The organism is Streptomyces sp. NPDC000404 (genome assembly GCF_040300365.1).
Taxonomy (GTDB): Bacteria; Actinomycetota; Actinomycetes; order Streptomycetales; family Streptomycetaceae; genus Streptomyces; species Streptomyces ramulosus.
The window spans coordinates 150,081-166,199 of sequence record NZ_JBEPDN010000013.1 but is presented as its reverse complement, the minus strand read 5'-3'; the positions used below and the strand labels follow the sequence as shown (position 1 = coordinate 166,199).

Here is a 16,119-nt window from a genome sequence, read left to right as displayed (position 1 = left end):
CCTCACTCCTCGCCCTCCTGCCGGAAGCGCCGCACCAGCCAGGAGGAGAACGCGCCGACCACCGCGCCGACCAGCGCCACCCCCACGAACATCAGCCCGGCGCCGACGGTGCGCCCGCGCGCGGTGACGGGCGCGGCATCGCCGTACCCCGTCGTCGTCAGCGCCGCCACGGCCCACCACGCCGCGTCCCCGAGGCCGCGGATGCCGCTGCCGGGCGCCGACCGCTCCACGTGCAGCACGGCCAGCGCCGCGGCGAACCCCAGCAGCAGCGCGGACAGCCCGGCGTACGCCATCACCCGGGCCTCCAGCGCCAGCCGCGGCCGTCGGTGGCGCAGCCGCAGCCGGTCGTGCGCCTCGACCAGCCGCAGCGGCCGCAGCAGCGGCAGCAGGACCACCAGCAGATCGAGCCACCGGGTGCGCACGAAACGCCGCCGGTCCGGGCTGAGCGCCAGCCGCGTCAGATATTCCGCGACGAAACACGCCCAGGTCACGGCGGTCACCGCACGCCAGAAGCCCCGCACGCCCGGCGACAGACCGGGCGCCAGGACCTGGACCGCGTACGCGAGCAGGAAGAGCAGCGAGGCGGCGAGCAGGCAGGGGCCGGCGCGCTTCTCCCACGCCGCCAGACGGTCGTTGCGGTCCATCGGCCCAGCATCGGGGAGCGTGCGCCGCGGTGCGCCCCGGCGACACGCCGCGGACGGCGGACGCCATATGCTGGCCGGTATGACGAGCGAGCCGGAGCAGCAGATCGGAGTCGGGACACAGGACGCCTTCCAGCGCCTGTGGACGCCCCACCGGATGGCGTACATCCAGGGGGAGAACAAGCCGAGCGGCCCGGGGGCCGACGACGGCTGTCCGTTCTGCTCGATCCCCGCCAAGTCCGACGAGGACGGTCTGGTGATCGCCCGCGGGGAGCACGTCTACGCGGTGCTCAACCTCTACCCGTACAACGGCGGCCACCTGATGGTGGTGCCGTTCCGGCACGTCGCCGACTACACCGAGCTGGACGCCTCGGAGACCGCGGAGCTGGCGGAGCTGACCAAGCGCGCGATGACCGCGCTGCGCACCGCGTCCGGGGCGCACGGCTTCAACATCGGCATGAACCAGGGCGCGGTGGCCGGCGCGGGCATCGCCGCCCACCTCCACCAGCACGTCGTCCCGCGCTGGGGCGGCGACACCAACTTCATGCCGGTGGTCGGCCACACCAAGGTGCTGCCGCAGCTCCTCGCCGACACCCGGCGGATGCTCGCGGACGCCTGGCCCGCATAACGCCACCGCCGCCCCGGGGACCCGCCTCCCCGGGGCGCGCCGCTCCTCCGAAGAGCCGAACAAAACACCCCCTTCCGGTCCGTCCCGCTCTGTAATGGAGTGGTGACTTCACCGGACCGCCGTTCCGTGCTACGCGCTGCCGCCGCGGTCGCCACCGGGGCCACCGCCACCGCCTGCACCCGCGGCCGCGCGGACCCCGCGGCCGCCCGCGCCACCGCCCCGGCCACCCCGCGCCCCGCCTCGCCGCGCCCGGCGCACGCCGCCCGGCCGCCCACCCGCGCACCGGGCCTGCCCGCACAGATCGCGCACGGCCCCCGGCGCGGCGACGCGGTCGCGCTCACCTTCCACGGGCAGGGCGACCCGAAGACCGCCACCGCGCTGCTCCACGAGGCCGAGCGGGCCGGCGCCCGCCTCACCGTGCTGGCCGTCGGCACCTGGCTCGACGAACAGCCCGCGATGGCCCGCCGCATCCTCGACGGCGGCCACGAACTGGGCAACCACACGCTGCACCACCGCACCATCTGCGCCCTGCCCGAGGACGAGGCGTACGCCGAGATCACCGGCTGCGCCGACCGGCTGCGGTCCCTCACCGGCACCATCGGCAGCTGGTTCCGTCCCTCGCGGACGCAGTACGCCACCGACCGGGTGGTCCGGCTGGCCCGCCGGGCCGGCTACCCGCACGTCCTCTCGTACGACCTCGACTCCCTCGACGCCGACGACCCCGGCGCGCCCGCCGTCCAGCGCACGGTGCTGGACGGGGTCCGGCCCGGCTCGGTCGTCAGCCTCCACCTCGGGCACCCCGGCACCGTCGCCGCGCTGCCCCCGATCCTCGACGGCCTGCACCGGCGCGGTCTGCGCGCGGTGACGACTACGGAGCTGGTGACCTGATGGCTGACCGGACCTCTGCCCTCCGCCGCACTCCGGGGAGGGCCGCCCTGCTGGCCGCCGCGTGCGCGCTGCTCGCCGCCGGCTGCGGGACCGACGACACCGCCGCCCGCGCCCCGCACTCCCCGCGCCCGGCGAGCCCGTCCCCGGCGGCGGCCGCCCGCCCCGGACTGCCCGGCATGCCGCCGCTGCTCGATCCGCACGACATCTACGCCGCGGACCGGCCCGGCAAGCTCGTCCCGCAGGTCAAGGACTATCCCTCGATGGTGTACGTCCCCAACACCATCTCCAACACGGTCAGCGTCATCGACCCGCGGACGTACAAGGTCGTGCGGACCATGCCGGTGGGCGTGCAGCCGCAGCACGTCGTGCCGTCCTGGGACCTCAAGACGCTCTGGGTCAACAACGACCGCGGCAACAGCCTCACCCCGATCGACCCGCGCACCGGCAAGGCCGGCAAGACCGTCGCGGTGCACGACCCGTACAACCTCTACTTCACGCCCGACGGCAAGTACGCGATCGTCATGGCGTCGATGGACAAGCAGCTGGTCTTCCGCGACCCGCACACCATGGAGGTCCGCAAGACCGTGCCGGTGACCTGCGCCGGCGTCAACCACGCCGACTTCTCCGCCGACGGCAAATACTTCATCGTCTCCTGCGAGTTCTCCGGCGAACTGCTCAAGGTCGACACCGCGAAGATGACGGTGACCGGCCAGCAGAAGCTGCCGCAGCACGGCGCCATGCCGCAGGACGTCAAGCTCTCCCCGGACGGGAAGACCTGGTACATCGCCGACATGACGTCCGACGGCGTATGGGTCCTCGACGGCGACCACTTCACCCGGCCCAAGCTGCTGCGCACCGGCAAGGGCGCCCACGGCCTCTACGTCAGCCGCGACTCGAAGCAGATGTACATCTCCAACCGCGGCGAGGGCACCGTCTCGCTGCTGGACTTCGCCACCGGCCGCCTCACCGGCAAATGGCACATCCGCGGCGGCGGCAGCCCCGACATGGGCGGCGTCTCCGCCGACGGCAAGGTCCTGTGGCTCTCCGGCCGCTACAACTCGGAGGTCTACGCCCTCGACACCCGTACGGGGAAGACGCTGGCGAAGATCCCGGTCGGCAACGGCCCGCACGGCCTCGCGGTCTACCCGCAGCCCGGCCGCTACTCCCTCGGCCACACCGGCATCTTCCGCTGATCGCGCCCACGGCCGCGCACAATGCACGACTCCCGTACAACGCACGACTCCCGTACAACGGACGACTCCCGTACGGGGCGGGCCCGTACGGGAGTCGGAGGCGGGGGAGCGGACGGCCGCCGCGGGTCAGGCGCTGTACTCGTCGGCCTTCCGCGGCTCGACGCCCTGGACCAGACCGCTGAGCACCATCGAACGGTTCTCGAAGCGCTCGGTGTCCACACCGTTCTCCTTGAGCACGCTCACCGCCGCGGTGTGCACCGCGCGCAGCACCGGCGTCGCCGCCCGCAGCGCGTCGTCGGCCATGAAGCGGTGCCGCCACGGTTTGTCCGCCCAGACGTGCCGCAGCCCGAACGGCTCGGGCAGTCCCAGCTTGCCGCCGAGGAAGTCCAGCACGGGCGGGAACCATGTCAGCGGGGCGCGGGCGGAGAGCCGGACGACCTCGGAGGCGTCGATCAGCGGCAGCGTCTGCTTCCGCGTCTCCCAGAACTTGACGACCTTGGCGACCTCTTTGGTCTTGGGCGACGGCTTGCTGGTGAACAGGGAGTTGACCGGGCCGAGCGCGTGACCGGTGACCTCGATGCGCAGCGTCTCGTGCAGCACCGTGACCGTGATCAGCAGCGTCAGCACCAACTGGCCGTCCCACAGCACGAACTGCACGCCCAGGTAGTGGCGGTTGCCGCTGCCGAACTGCTGCTCGTTGCAGATCCGCTCGACCTCGTGGCCGCGGATCTGGAAGGCGTCGGTGTCCGTGCCGTCCGGACGGCTGACCTCCTTGGCCTTCTCCCCGACCGGCGCGACGATCCAGTGGTTGACCTGCGGCGCCTGCTGGAAACCGCCGGTGTGCAGCGGGCTGCGCTCCAGCATCCGCAGCTTGTCGTGGATCGCCCGGACCACGTCCCAGCTGCGGAACGGGTGGATCTCCGTGCCCTCCTTCGCCGGCTTCAGCTCCTCGGCCAGATGCCAGCTGCCCCAGCGCGTGCCCATGCCGAGGATGCCGCGCGGACCGGCGTAGAAGACGACGTTGCTGCGCTGCTCCGCGGAGAGTTTGGCGAGATTGTGCCGCAGCGTCTCGGCCGCGATCTCCCCCGGATCGCCGGGCACCGCCTCGGGGATCTTCGCGCCGATTCCGCCGCCGTCCAGCAGCCCCTGCCACGCCTCGCGCAGCAGCACCGCCGTCCGCTCGCAGATCTGCTTGGCGAACCACCAGCCGATGACCGGGACGACGACCGCGGCCCGTGCGTACATCGGCCAGAAGTCCGTCGTCGGCAGCTTGATCAGGAGGATCACTGCGGCCACCGCGAGCGCGGCGAGCAGCGCCGAGCCGCCGAGGGATGTCTTGCCGTCCTTGGCGAGGTACTTCTTCAGCTGGAAGCCGCCCAGCCACAGCAGCACACCGGGCAGGAACACCAGCCCGCACAGCACCATGATGACCGTCAGCTTGGCGTCCCGCTGCTTGCGGATACGGGTGGCCGCCAGACAGTGCTCGACGATGACCTGCGGTTCGGTGCCGAAGGACTGGATGAGCGCCTTGCGGCCGCCGCCGAGCATCCGCGTCTGGATCGCCCGGGAGAACGCCTCGCCCAGATTCGGCTCGAAGAGCGAGATCTTGGGCTTCTTGATGTCGGAGGCACCGGAGTCCGAATCGGCCTTGGAAATATCGGCCAACGGACTGTCCCGGTACGCGGCGGAGGCCAACGCCTGGGTCGCCGCGGTCTGCCCCGCGCCCCCCAGGAGCGGAACCTGCGCCCCGGGACTGAAGTCGAAGCCGTCTGCTGCCACTGCCCGCCCCCAACGCCGCACCATCACTGCCGCGGCTCTTTACCCGTCCACCGCTCCTGGCACACCTGCCGAGCCCGTCCGGTCAGCGTACAGGCGGTGCCGGGCCCAAGGGAGTTGACGGCTCAGGCCGCCGGTCAATCGTTGACTATGCGCCGTTTTCCGGGCCCCGCCGCACCGCCGCGGCCAGCTGCTGCGGCATCGGTTCGTGGCGCAGATAGGTCCGGGTGAAGCGGCCCGTGCCGTGCGCGAGCGAGCGCAGATCGACGGCGTAGCGGGCGATCTCCGCCTCCGGCACCTCGGCCCGCACCCAGGTGCGCTCGCCGACCTCCTCCTGCTCGGTGCCGACCACCCGGCCGCGCCGCCCGGACAGATCGCTCATCACCGCACCGACGAACTCGTCCGGAATCAACACCGCGACCTCCGCGACCGGTTCGAGCAGCTCGATCCGCACCTGCCCGGCCGCGTCCCGCAGCGCCAGCGCCCCGGCCGCCTGGAACGCCGCGTCCGACGAGTCCACCGCGTGCGCCTTGCCGTCCCGCAGCGTGACCCGGACGTCGACGAGCGGATACCCGGCCGCCACCCCCTGCGCCGCCTGGGCGCGTACCCCTTTCTCCACCGACGCGATGAACTGCCGCGGCACCGCGCCGCCCACCACCGTGTCCACGAACTCGACGCCGGAGCCCGCGGGCAGCGGCTCCACGTCGATCTCGCAGATCGCGAACTGCCCGTGCCCGCCGGACTGTTTGACCTGCCGCCCCCGCCCGGACGCCGGGCCGCCGAACGTCTCCCGCAGCGGCACGCGGTACGCCACGGTGTCGACCCGGACGCCGTACCGGGTCCGCAGCCGCTCCAGCGCGACCTCCGCATGCGCCTCGCCCAGGCACCACAACACCACCTGGCCGGTGTGCGGATGCTGCTCCAGACGCATCGTCGGATCCTCCGCGACCAGCCGCGCCAGCCCGTGCGAGAGCTTGTCCTCGTCCGCCTTGCCGTGCGCCACGATCGCGACCGGCAGCTGCGGATCGGGCATCGCCCACGGCGCCATCAGCAGCGGCCGGCCGCACGACGACAGCGTGTCGCCGGTCTCCGCGCGGCCGAGCTTCGCCACGTACGCCACCTCCCCGGCCACCGCCTGCGCCAGCGGCCGCTGCTGCTTCCCGGACGGCACGGACAGCGCCCCCACCCGCTCCTGCACGTCGTGGTCGGCGTGGCCCCGGTCCTGAAGGCCGTGCCCCGAGACGTGCACCGCCTCGTCCGGCCGCAGCGTGCCGGAGAACACCCGCACCAGCGACAGCCGGCCGACGTACGGATCGGAGGTGGTCTTGACGACCTCCGCCGCCAGCGGGCCGGCCGGATCGCACGCCAGCGGCGGCCGCGGGGCGCCGTCGGGCGCGGTGACCTCCGGCGCCGTCCGCTCGTCCGGCGCCGGGAACCCCCGGACGAGGAGGTCCAGCAGCTCCACGGTGCCCAGGCCCTGCCGGGCGGCGCCGGTGGGCGGGGCCGCGGCGAGCACCGGGTGGAAGGTGCCGCGGGCCACCGCCGTCTCCAGGTCGGCGACGAGCGGGGCGACGTCCAGCTCCTCGCCGCCCAGATAGCGGTCCATCAGCGTCTCGTCCTCGCTCTCCGCGATGATCCCCTCGATCAGCCGGCCGCGCGCCTCGTCCAGCAGCGCCGGCTCCGCCCCGTCCGGCTCCCGCTCGGTGCGTTCGCCCGACGCGTATTCCGCGACCCGCCGCGTGAGCAGCCCGAGCAGCCCCGTCACCGGTGTGCGGCCGTCCGCGTCCGCCGGGCCGTACAGCGGGAGGTACAGGGGCAGCACGGCGTCCGGGTCGCCGTCGCCCAGCGCCTCGCCGCAGCCGCGCAGGACGGTGGCGACATCGGCGCGGGCGGCGTCGAGATGGGTGAGGACCAGCGCCCGCGGCATGCCGACCGCCGCGCACTCCTCCCACAGCGCGCGGGTCGCCCCGGCCACCTCCTCCGCGGCGGAGACGACGAAGAGGGCCGCGTCCGCCGCCCGCAGCCCGGCCCGCAGCTCCCCGACGAAATCGGCGTACCCGGGGGTGTCCAGCAGATTGATCCGGCAGCCGCGCCACTCCACGGGGACCAGCGACAGCTGGACCGAGCGCTGCCGGCGCTGCTCGATCGGGTCCTGGTCGGAGAGGGTGTCGCCGTCCTCGACCCGCCCGGCGCGGCCGGTCGCCCCGGCGGTCAGGGCCAGCGCCTCCACGAGGGTGGTCTTGCCCGCGCCGCTGTGGCCGACCAGGACCACGTTGCGGACCGCGGCGCGGCCGCCGGCCGCCCCCGCATCCGGCTTCTCGTTCATGCCCTCGCCTCCAGGTCGTCACCTTTGCGGTGATTCGAGCTTTCCACCGCGGTGGGGGCCCGTCCACAGGGGGCGGCGGGGGAGTGGCGGCCCGCGCGGACCGCCGGGCGTCCCCGGGCGGCGCGGTGGGTGCGCGGCGCCCGGGGAGCGCCTGGCTACGATGGGCCAGCCGGTGGCCCCTTGACCGCACGGCCCGTATCAACCTCCGGGAAGGCCATGCTGAACAAGTACGCGCGTGCGTTCTTCACGCGTGTTCTCACGCCGTTCGCCGCCCTGCTCATCCGCCTCGGCGTCAGCCCGGACGCGGTCACCCTCGTCGGTACGGGGGGCGTGGTCGCCGGCGCCCTGGCCTTCTACCCCCGCGGTGAATTCTTCTGGGGCACCGTCGTCATCACCCTCTTCGTCTTCTCCGACCTGGTCGACGGCAACATGGCGCGGCAGCTGGGACGCTCCAGCCGCTGGGGCGCCTTCCTGGACTCCACCCTCGACCGCGTCGCCGACTCCGCGATCTTCGGCGGCCTCGCCCTCTGGTACGCCGGCGGCGGCGACAGCATGATGCTCTGCGCCATCGCGATCTTCTGCCTCGCCAGCGGCCAGGTCGTCTCGTACACCAAGGCGCGCGGCGAGGCCATCGGGCTGCCGGTGAACGTCAACGGCCTGGTCGAACGCGCCGAGCGGCTGGTCATCTCCCTCGTCGCCTGCGGTCTGTCCGGACTGCACGCCTTCGGGGTGCCCGGCGTGCAGGTCCTGCTGCCGATCGCGCTGTGGATCGTCGCCGTCGGCAGCGCCGTCACCCTCGCCCAGCGCGTGGTGACGGTCCGCCGGGAGTCCGCCGAGGCGGACGCCGTCGCACACGGAGGGAACGGCGGATGAGCCGCATCGACACCGACAAGCTCACCGACGCCCTCTACGGGCTGGGCTGGAGCACCGTCAAGAAGCTGCCCGAGGGCGCGGCGGTACGCCTCGGCCGGACGATCGCCGACACCGCCTGGCGCCGCCGCGGCAAGGGCGTGCTGCGCCTGGAGGCCAACCTCGCCCGCGTCGTCCCGGACGCCACCGAGCAGCGGCTGACCGAGCTGTCCCGCGCCGGGATGCGCTCGTACATGCGCTACTGGATGGAGTCCTTCCGGCTGCCGGCCTGGAGCCGCGAGCGCATAGCGGCGGGCTTCGACGCGGAGGACGTCGACCGCCTCAAGGACGCGCTGGCGGACGACCGCGGCGTGATCCTCGCCCTGCCGCACATGGGCAACTACGACCTGGCCGGCGTCTGGGTGACCACCGCGCTCGGCGTCCCCTTCACCACCGTCGCCGAACGCCTCAAGCCGGAATCCCTCTACGACCGCTTCGTCGCCTACCGCGAGGGCCTGGGCATGGAGGTGCTGCCGCACACCGGCGGCGCCGCCTTCGGCACCCTCGCCCGGCGGCTGCGCGACGGCGGCCTGGTCTGCCTCGTCGCCGACCGCGATCTCTCCAGCTCCGGCATCGAGGTCGACTTCTTCGGCCACGCCGCGAAGATGCCCGCGGGACCCGCGATGCTCGCCGCCCGCACCGGCGCGATCCTGCTGCCGGTCACCCTCTGGTACGACCACACGCCGGTCATGCGCGGCCGGATCCACCCCGAGATCGAGGTCCCGGCGGAGGGCACCCGCGCACAGCAGGCCGCCGCCATGACCCAGGCGCTCGCCGACGCCTTCGCCTCCGGCATCGCCGACCACCCCGAGGACTGGCACATGCTGCAACGCCTCTGGCTCGACGACCTGGAGCCGCGCGACGCGGCCCGCGGAACGGAGACGCCGTGAGAATCGGCATCGTCTGCCCCTACGCCTGGGACGTCCCCGGCGGCGTCCAGTTCCACATCCGCGACCTCGCCGAACACCTCCTCTCCCTGGGCCACCACGTCTCCGTCCTGGCCCCCGCCGAGGACGGCACGCCGCTGCCGCCGTACGTCGTCTCCGCCGGCCGCGCCGTGCCGGTGCCGTACAACGGCTCCGTCGCCCGGCTGAACTTCGGCTTCCTCTCCGCCGCGCGCGTCCGCCGCTGGCTCCAGAACGGCGCCTTCGACGTCATCCACATCCACGAACCGGCCTCGCCCTCCCTCGGCCTGCTCTCCTGCTGGGCGGCGCGCGGACCGATCGTCGCGACGTTCCACACCTCCAACCCGCGCTCCCGGGCGATGATCGCCGCGTACCCGATCCTGCAGCCCGCGCTGGAGAAGATCAGCGCGCGCATCGCGGTCAGCGAGTACGCCCGCCGCACCCTCGTCGAACACCTCGGCGGCGACGCGGTGGTCATCCCCAACGGCGTGGACGTCGACTTCTTCGCCCGCGCCGAGCCCAAGGCCGCCTGGCGGTCCGGGGCCGGCGCCGCGGGGCAGGAGGCCGGCGCCACCATCGGCTTCATCGGCCGGATCGACGAACCCCGCAAGGGCCTGCCGGTCCTGATGCGCGCCCTGCCCGCGATCCTCGCCGAGGTCCCCGGCGCCCGGCTGCTGGTCGCCGGGCGCGGCGACGAGGAGGAGGCGGTCGCCGCGCTGCCGCCCGCACTCCGCTCGCACGTCGAATTCCTCGGCATGGTCAGCGACGAGGACAAGGCCCGCCTGCTGCGCAGCGTCGACCTGTACGTCGCCCCGAACACCGGCGGCGAGTCCTTCGGCATCATCCTCGTCGAGGCGCTGTCGGCCGGTGCGCCCGTCCTCGCCAGCGACCTCGACGCGTTCGCCCAGGTCCTCGACCAGGGCGGGGCCGGGGAACTCTTCGCCAACGAGGACGCCGACGCCCTCGCCGCCGCCGCCGTCCGCCTGCTGCGCGACCCCGCACGCCGCGCCGAACTGCGCGCCCGCGGCTCCCGGCACGTACGGCGCTTCGACTGGTCCACGGTCGGCGCCGACATCCTCGCGGTCTACGAAACGGTCACCGAGGGCGCGGAGCCCGGCCGGCCCGTCACCCCCGGACCCACCGGCCGGGACTGACCGTCCGCCACGGTCCGTGATCCCCGGCGCCGCCGGCGGCCCCGGGGCACGCCGTGCGGGCCGGTAGGGTGACGCCGCGTGACCACCTTCATCTGGATCGCGGCCGTCGTCGTCCTCATCGGCATCTACCTGAGCTGGACCGCGGGCCGCCTCGACCGGCTGCACGCCCGCATCGACGCGGCGCGCGCCGCCCTCGACGCGCAACTGCTGCGGCGCGCCTCGGTCGCCCAGGAGATCGGCACCTCCGGCGTCCTCGACCCCGCCGCCTCGATCGTCCTCTACCAGGCCGCACACACCGCCCGGCAGGCACCGGAGGACGGCCGCGAGGTCGCTGAGAGCGAGCTGACGCAGGCGCTCCGCGCCACCCTCGGCGAGCGCGAGCAGGTGGACGCGGTGCGCGCGGCGCCCGGCGGCGAGCAGACCCTCGCGGAGCTGACCGCCGCCGTCCGCCGCGTCCCCATGGCCCGCCGCTTCCACAACGACGCCGTACGGGCCGCCCGAGCGGTGCGCCGCCACCGGCTCGTGCGCTACTTCCGCCTCGCCGGACACGCGCCGTTCCCGCTCGCCTTCGAGATGGACGACGAGCCGCCGGCCGTCCTCGGGGACCCGCACACCCCCGCCTGACCTGCGGCGGCCGCCGGGACGGCACGAGCCACCGGCCTCCAATTGGCCCTTTTCGCGGCCCCCTCACCAACGGTTGTGTGGGTGAAGAAGCGCAACCACCCACATCGAGTGAGGTCAACCGTGTCCAGCACGCCCACCACGCCCCAGACCCCCGAGACCGGAACCGCCCGGGTCAAGCGCGGCATGGCCGAGCAGCTCAAGGGCGGCGTGATCATGGACGTCGTCACGCCCGAAGAGGCGAAGATCGCCGAGGACGCCGGCGCCGTCGCCGTCATGGCTCTGGAGCGGGTGCCCGCCGACATCCGCAAGGACGGCGGCGTCGCCCGGATGTCGGACCCGGACATGATCGACGGCATCATCGACGCCGTCTCCATCCCGGTCATGGCCAAGTCCCGCATCGGCCACTTCGTCGAGGCCCAGGTCCTGCAGTCCCTCGGCGTCGACTACATCGACGAGTCCGAGGTCCTCACCCCGGCCGACGAGGTCAACCACTCCGACAAGTGGGCCTTCACCACCCCCTTCGTCTGCGGCGCCACCAACCTCGGCGAGGCCCTGCGCCGCATCGCCGAGGGCGCGGCCATGATCCGCTCCAAGGGCGAGGCCGGCACCGGCAACGTCGTCGAGGCGGTCCGCCACCTCCGCCAGATCAAGGGCGAGATCGCCAAGCTGCGCGGCTGCGACAACAACGAGCTGTACGCCGCCGCCAAGGAGCTGCGCGCCCCCTTCGAGCTGGTCAAGGAGGTCGCCGAGCTGGGCAAGCTGCCGGTCGTCCTCTTCTCCGCCGGTGGCGTGGCCACCCCCGCCGACGCCGCGCTGATGCGCCAGCTCGGCGCCGAGGGCGTCTTCGTCGGCTCCGGCATCTTCAAGTCCGGCGACCCGGCCAAGCGCGCCGCCGCCATCGTGAAGGCCACCACCTTCTACGACGACCCGAGCGTCGTCGCGGACGTCTCCCGCAACCTGGGCGAGGCCATGGTCGGCATCAACTGCGACACCCTCCCCGAGGCCGAGCGGTACGCCAACCGCGGCTGGTGAAAACGGAGATGACCACCCCCACCATCGGAGTCCTGGCCCTCCAGGGCGACGTCCGCGAGCACCTGGTGGCGCTCGCCGCGGCGGACGCCCTGGCCCGGCCGGTGCGCCGCCCCGAGGAGTTGGACGGCCTCGACGGACTCGTCATCCCGGGCGGCGAGTCCACCACGATGTCCAAGCTCGCCGTCGTCTTCGGCATGCTGGAGCCGCTGCGCGACTTCGTCCGCTCCGGCCGCCCGGTCTACGGCACCTGCGCCGGCATGATCATGGTCGCCGGCAAGCTCCTGGACGCCCGCGCGGACCAGGAGACGCTCGGCGGCGTCGACATGATCGTCCGCCGTAACGCCTTCGGGCGGCAGAACGAGTCCTTCGAGGCGGCCGTCGACATGGCGGGCATCCCCGGCGGCCCCGTCCACGGCGTCTTCATCCGCGCGCCCTGGGTCGAGTCCACCGGCGCCGCCGCCGAGGTCCTCGCGCGCCACGACGGACACACGGTGGCCGTCCGGCAGGGTAACGTCCTCGCCACGTCGTTCCACCCGGAGCTGACCGGCGACCACCGTGTGCACGCCTTTTTCGTGGACATGGTGCGTACGGCGGCCTGATGCGCTCCCGGTAGGATCGACGCGTTGGTTTCTCAATGGGTTACGCGAAGGAGACAGGCGGATGTCCGGCCACTCTAAATGGGCTACGACGAAGCACAAGAAGGCCGTGATCGATGCCAAGCGCGGCAAGCTCTTCGCGAAGCTGATCAAGAACATCGAGGTCGCGGCCCGGACCGGCGGCGCCGACCCGGACGGCAACCCGACGCTCTTCGACGCCATCCAGAAGGCGAAGAAGCAGTCGGTTCCCAACAAGAACATCGACTCCGCGCTCAAGCGCGGCGCGGGTCTCGAAGCCGGTGGCGCCGACTACGAGACGATCATGTACGAGGGTTACGGCCCCAACGGTGTCGCGGTGCTCATCGAGTGCCTCACCGACAACCGCAACCGTGCCGCCTCCGACGTCCGCGTCGCGATGACCCGCAACGGCGGCTCGATGGCCGACCCGGGCTCGGTGTCGTACCTCTTCAACCGCAAGGGCGTCGTGATCGTCCCCAAGGCCGAGCTGTCCGAGGACGACGTCCTGGGCGCGGTCCTGGACGCGGGCGCCGAGGAGGTCAACGACCTCGGTGAGAACTTCGAGGTGCTCAGCGAGGCCACCGACCTGATCGCGGTCCGCACCGCCCTCCAGGAGGCCGGTATCGACTACGACTCGGCCGAGGCCAACTTCGTCCCGACCATGCAGGTCGAGCTGGAGGAAGAGGGCGCGCGCAAGATCTTCAAGCTGATCGACGCGCTGGAGGACAGCGACGACGTGCAGAACGTCTTCGCCAACTTCGACGTCTCCGACGAGACGATGGCCAAGATCGACGCCTGACGGGGCGTTCCTCCCGTACGACCGACAGCGGCCCGCCGGTGCGAACCGGCGGGCCGCTTCGGCTGACCGGCGCCGGGCGGGCCGCCCGCGGCGGCGCCGGCGGCCCTGACCCGACGCGTTGTCAGTGGCAGCCGATAGCCTGCACGAACAGGCCGGCGCTCCCGCACCGGCCGGCCGACCGAGGAGAGGCACCGTGCGCGTACTGGGCGTGGACCCCGGGCTCACCCGCTGCGGCGTCGGCGTCGTGGACGGCGCCGCCGGCCGCCCGCTGACCATGGCCGGCGTCGGTGTGATCCGCACCCCCGCCGACGCCGAGATCGCCGACCGCCTCGTCCTCGTCGAGCGCGGCATCGAGCAGTGGCTGGACGAGCACCGCCCCCAATACGTCGCCGTGGAGCGGGTGTTCAGCCAGCACAACGTCCGTACGGTCATGGGCACCGCCCAGGCCAGCGCGGTCGCCATGCTCTGCGCCGCCCGCCGCGGACTGCCGGTCGCCCTGCACACCCCCAGCGAGGTCAAGGCCGCGGTCACCGGCTCCGGCCGGGCCGGGAAGGAGCAGGTCGGCGCCATGGTGACGCGGCTGCTGCGGCTCGACGCCCCGCCGAAGCCCGCCGACGCCGCCGACGCGCTGGCGCTCGCCATATGCCACATCTGGCGCGCCCCCGCGGCCGGCCGCCTCCAGCAGGCACACGCCGCGGCCCGCCGCGCCGCACCCCCCGTCCGCACCCCCGGCGTCCGCCGGGCCGCTCCCCAGAAGGACATCCGATGATCGCCTTCGTCTCCGGGCCGGTCGCGGCCCTCGGACCGGACACCGCCGTCGTCGAGGTCGGCGGCGTCGGCATGGCCGTCCAGTGCACCCCGGACACCCTCTCCGGCCTGCGCATCGGCAAGCCCGCCCGGCTCGCCACCTCCCTCGTCGTCCGCGAGGACTCCCTGACCCTCTACGGCTTCGCCGACGACGACGAGCGCGCCACCTTCGAGCTGCTGCAGACCGCCAGCGGCGTCGGCCCGCGCCTGGCGCAGGCCATGCTCGCCGTGCATTCCCCCGACGCCCTGCGCCGCGCGGTCGCCACCGGCGACGAGAAGGCGCTCACCGCCGTGCCCGGCATCGGCAAGAAAGGCGCCCAGAAGCTGCTGCTGGAGCTGAAGGACCGCCTCGGCGCCCCGCTCGGCACCGGCGGCGCGCCCGCCCCGGTCACCACCGGCTGGAGCGATCAGCTGCACGCCGCGCTGATCGGCCTCGGCTACGCCACCCGCGAGGCCGACGAGGCGGTCGCCGCCGTCACCCCGCAGGCCGACGCCGCCGTCGCCGAGGGCGGCGCCCCGCAGATCCCGCAGCTCCTCAAGGCGGCGCTGCAGACCCTCAACCGCACCCGCTGAGGCATCCGGCCCGGCCCCCGCCGGGCCGCGCCCGACCCCACGCACCCCGGCGGCCCCGCCGCCCCGACCCCACGAGGCAATCCGCAGTGAACTGGGACGACACCGCACCGTCCGCCGCAACCGACCCGGCCCTGGCCGCCGACCGGCTGGTCGGCGCCGCCGCCGACGGCGAGGACACCGCGGTCGAGGCCGCGCTGCGCCCCAAGGACCTCGGGGAGTTCGTCGGCCAGGAGCGGGTGCGCGAACAGCTCGACCTGGTGCTGCGCGCCGCCCGCGCCCGCGGCGCCACCGCCGACCACGTCCTGCTCTCCGGCGCCCCTGGCCTCGGCAAGACCACCCTCTCGATGATCATCGCCGCCGAGATGGGCGCTCCGATCCGCATCACCTCGGGCCCCGCCATCCAGCACGCCGGCGACCTCGCGGCGATCCTCTCCTCCCTCCAGGAGGGCGAGGTCCTCTTCCTCGACGAGATCCACCGGATGTCGCGTCCCGCCGAGGAGATGCTCTACATGGCGATGGAGGACTTCCGCGTCGACGTCGTCGTCGGCAAGGGCCCCGGCGCCACCGCCATCCCCCTCGAACTCCCGCCGTTCACCCTGGTCGGCGCCACCACCCGGGCCGGTCTGCTGCCGCCCCCGCTCCGCGACCGCTTCGGCTTCACCGGCCACATGGAGTTCTACGCCCCGCCGGAGCTGGAGCGCGTCATCCACCGCTCCGCCGGGCTCCTCGACGTCGAGATCGACGCCGAGGGCGCCGCCGAGATCGCCGGCCGCTCCCGCGGCACCCCCCGTATCGCCAACCGCCTGCTGCGCCGCGTCCGCGACTACGCCCAGGTCAAGGCGGACGGCGTGATCACCCGCGCCACCGCCTCCCGCGCCCTCGACGTCTACGAGGTCGACGCCCGCGGCCTGGACCGCCTCGACCGCGCCGTCCTCACCGCCCTGCTGAAGCTCTTCGGCGGCGGCCCCGTCGGCCTGTCCACCCTCGCGGTCGCCGTGGGGGAGGAGCGCGAGACCGTCGAGGAGGTCGCCGAACCGTTCCTGGTGCGTGAGGGCCTGCTGGCCCGCACCCCCCGTGGCCGGATCGCGACCCCCGCGGCGTGGGCCCACCTCGGCCTGGTCCCGCCCCAGCAGCAAGCGGGCGGGGCGGGACAGCAGGGCCTGTTCGGGGCGTGACGGCGCGGAGACTCGCCCGGTCAGGAACTGCGGTGCGATGCTGGGCGTTGTTCCACCGGTGCGGACTGACTTAGA

16 protein-coding genes are annotated in these 16,119 nt (G+C 73.5%); 13 read left to right on the top strand and 3 right to left on the bottom strand.

Translation table 11 applies throughout. The features are described 5' to 3' along the window. Nucleotides 1-2: 2 nt before the first annotated feature. Nucleotides 3-644 carry an ion channel gene (locus tag ABT345_RS24985; RefSeq protein WP_345091910.1) on the bottom strand — a complete coding sequence of 214 codons (642 nt, stop codon included), beginning with the start codon at nucleotides 642-644 and terminating at the stop codon, nucleotides 3-5. A gap of 67 nt (nucleotides 645-711) precedes the next feature. On the opposite strand from ABT345_RS24985, the gene ABT345_RS24980 reads away from it, so the two are divergent. The 3 genes from ABT345_RS24980 to ABT345_RS24970 all read left to right on the top strand — a co-directional run bounded on the left by ABT345_RS24980 (nucleotide 712) and on the right by ABT345_RS24970 (nucleotide 3,350). Then, nucleotides 712-1,269 (top strand): HIT family protein, encoded by a 558-nt coding sequence (locus tag ABT345_RS24980; RefSeq protein ID WP_345091907.1) that lies wholly within the window; start codon nucleotides 712-714, stop codon nucleotides 1,267-1,269. A gap of 126 nt (nucleotides 1,270-1,395) precedes the next feature. After that, nucleotides 1,396-2,157 (top strand): polysaccharide deacetylase family protein, encoded by a 762-nt coding sequence (locus ABT345_RS24975; protein ID WP_425584434.1) that lies wholly within the window; start codon nucleotides 1,396-1,398, stop codon nucleotides 2,155-2,157. Next, nucleotides 2,157-3,350 carry a YncE family protein gene (locus tag ABT345_RS24970; protein ID WP_345091901.1) on the top strand — a complete coding sequence of 398 codons (1,194 nt, stop codon included), beginning with the start codon at nucleotides 2,157-2,159 and terminating at the stop codon, nucleotides 3,348-3,350. The genes ABT345_RS24975 and ABT345_RS24970 overlap by 1 nt, the downstream gene beginning before the upstream one ends. A gap of 126 nt (nucleotides 3,351-3,476) precedes the next feature. Here the strand turns inward: ABT345_RS24970 and ABT345_RS24965 are convergent, their stop codons facing one another. Together ABT345_RS24965 and ABT345_RS24960 are read right to left on the bottom strand one after the other, a co-directional pair. After that, entirely contained in the window at nucleotides 3,477-5,153 is a 1,677-nt protein-coding gene (locus ABT345_RS24965; protein ID WP_345092222.1) for an AbeC-like domain-containing protein, read from the bottom strand. 121 nt (nucleotides 5,154-5,274) lie between these two features. Next, nucleotides 5,275-7,452: an elongation factor G-like protein EF-G2 gene (locus ABT345_RS24960; protein ID WP_345091898.1), complete on the bottom strand. Its 2,178-nt coding sequence runs from the start codon at nucleotides 7,450-7,452 to the stop codon at nucleotides 5,275-5,277. A 216-nt stretch (nucleotides 7,453-7,668) separates the two neighbouring features. Between ABT345_RS24960 and pgsA the strand changes: the two genes are divergently transcribed. The 10 genes from pgsA (at nucleotide 7,669) to ruvB (ending at nucleotide 16,044) form a co-directional block, all read left to right on the top strand. Further along, nucleotides 7,669-8,325 (top strand): phosphatidylinositol phosphate synthase, encoded by a 657-nt coding sequence (gene pgsA, locus ABT345_RS24955; RefSeq protein ID WP_345091896.1) that lies wholly within the window; start codon nucleotides 7,669-7,671, stop codon nucleotides 8,323-8,325. Next, nucleotides 8,322-9,251: a phosphatidylinositol mannoside acyltransferase gene (locus ABT345_RS24950; RefSeq protein WP_345091893.1), complete on the top strand. Its 930-nt coding sequence runs from the start codon at nucleotides 8,322-8,324 to the stop codon at nucleotides 9,249-9,251. The genes pgsA and ABT345_RS24950 overlap by 4 nt, the downstream gene beginning before the upstream one ends. Continuing rightward, nucleotides 9,248-10,420 (top strand): glycosyltransferase family 4 protein, encoded by a 1,173-nt coding sequence (locus ABT345_RS24945; protein ID WP_345091890.1) that lies wholly within the window; start codon nucleotides 9,248-9,250, stop codon nucleotides 10,418-10,420. Before ABT345_RS24950 ends, ABT345_RS24945 begins: the two co-directional genes overlap by 4 nt. Nucleotides 10,421-10,498: 78 nt before the next feature. Continuing rightward, the gene (locus ABT345_RS24940) at nucleotides 10,499-11,044 is read left to right on the top strand and encodes a LemA family protein (protein ID WP_345091887.1); all 546 of its coding nucleotides are present in this window, start codon (nucleotides 10,499-10,501) and stop codon (nucleotides 11,042-11,044) included. Between the two features lie 120 nt (nucleotides 11,045-11,164). Next, nucleotides 11,165-12,076: a pyridoxal 5'-phosphate synthase lyase subunit PdxS gene (gene pdxS, locus ABT345_RS24935; RefSeq protein ID WP_345091885.1), complete on the top strand. Its 912-nt coding sequence runs from the start codon at nucleotides 11,165-11,167 to the stop codon at nucleotides 12,074-12,076. 8 nt (nucleotides 12,077-12,084) lie between these two features. Continuing rightward, nucleotides 12,085-12,675, top strand: a complete 591-nt coding sequence (gene pdxT, locus ABT345_RS24930) for a pyridoxal 5'-phosphate synthase glutaminase subunit PdxT (protein ID WP_345091882.1) — start codon at nucleotides 12,085-12,087, stop codon at nucleotides 12,673-12,675. Nucleotides 12,676-12,736: 61 nt separating this feature from the next. After that, nucleotides 12,737-13,489 (top strand): YebC/PmpR family DNA-binding transcriptional regulator, encoded by a 753-nt coding sequence (locus ABT345_RS24925; RefSeq protein WP_345091879.1) that lies wholly within the window; start codon nucleotides 12,737-12,739, stop codon nucleotides 13,487-13,489. A gap of 193 nt (nucleotides 13,490-13,682) precedes the next feature. Then, nucleotides 13,683-14,258: a crossover junction endodeoxyribonuclease RuvC gene (ruvC, locus tag ABT345_RS24920; protein WP_345091876.1), complete on the top strand. Its 576-nt coding sequence runs from the start codon at nucleotides 13,683-13,685 to the stop codon at nucleotides 14,256-14,258. Beyond that, nucleotides 14,255-14,869, top strand: coding sequence for a Holliday junction branch migration protein RuvA (gene ruvA / locus ABT345_RS24915; protein WP_345091873.1), 615 nt, complete (start codon nucleotides 14,255-14,257; stop codon nucleotides 14,867-14,869). The genes ruvC and ruvA overlap by 4 nt, the downstream gene beginning before the upstream one ends. A gap of 86 nt (nucleotides 14,870-14,955) precedes the next feature. Next, on the top strand, nucleotides 14,956-16,044 hold the full coding sequence (gene ruvB / locus ABT345_RS24910) for a Holliday junction branch migration DNA helicase RuvB (protein ID WP_345091870.1): 1,089 nt from the start codon (nucleotides 14,956-14,958) through the stop codon (nucleotides 16,042-16,044). Nucleotides 16,045-16,119 lie beyond the last annotated feature (75 nt).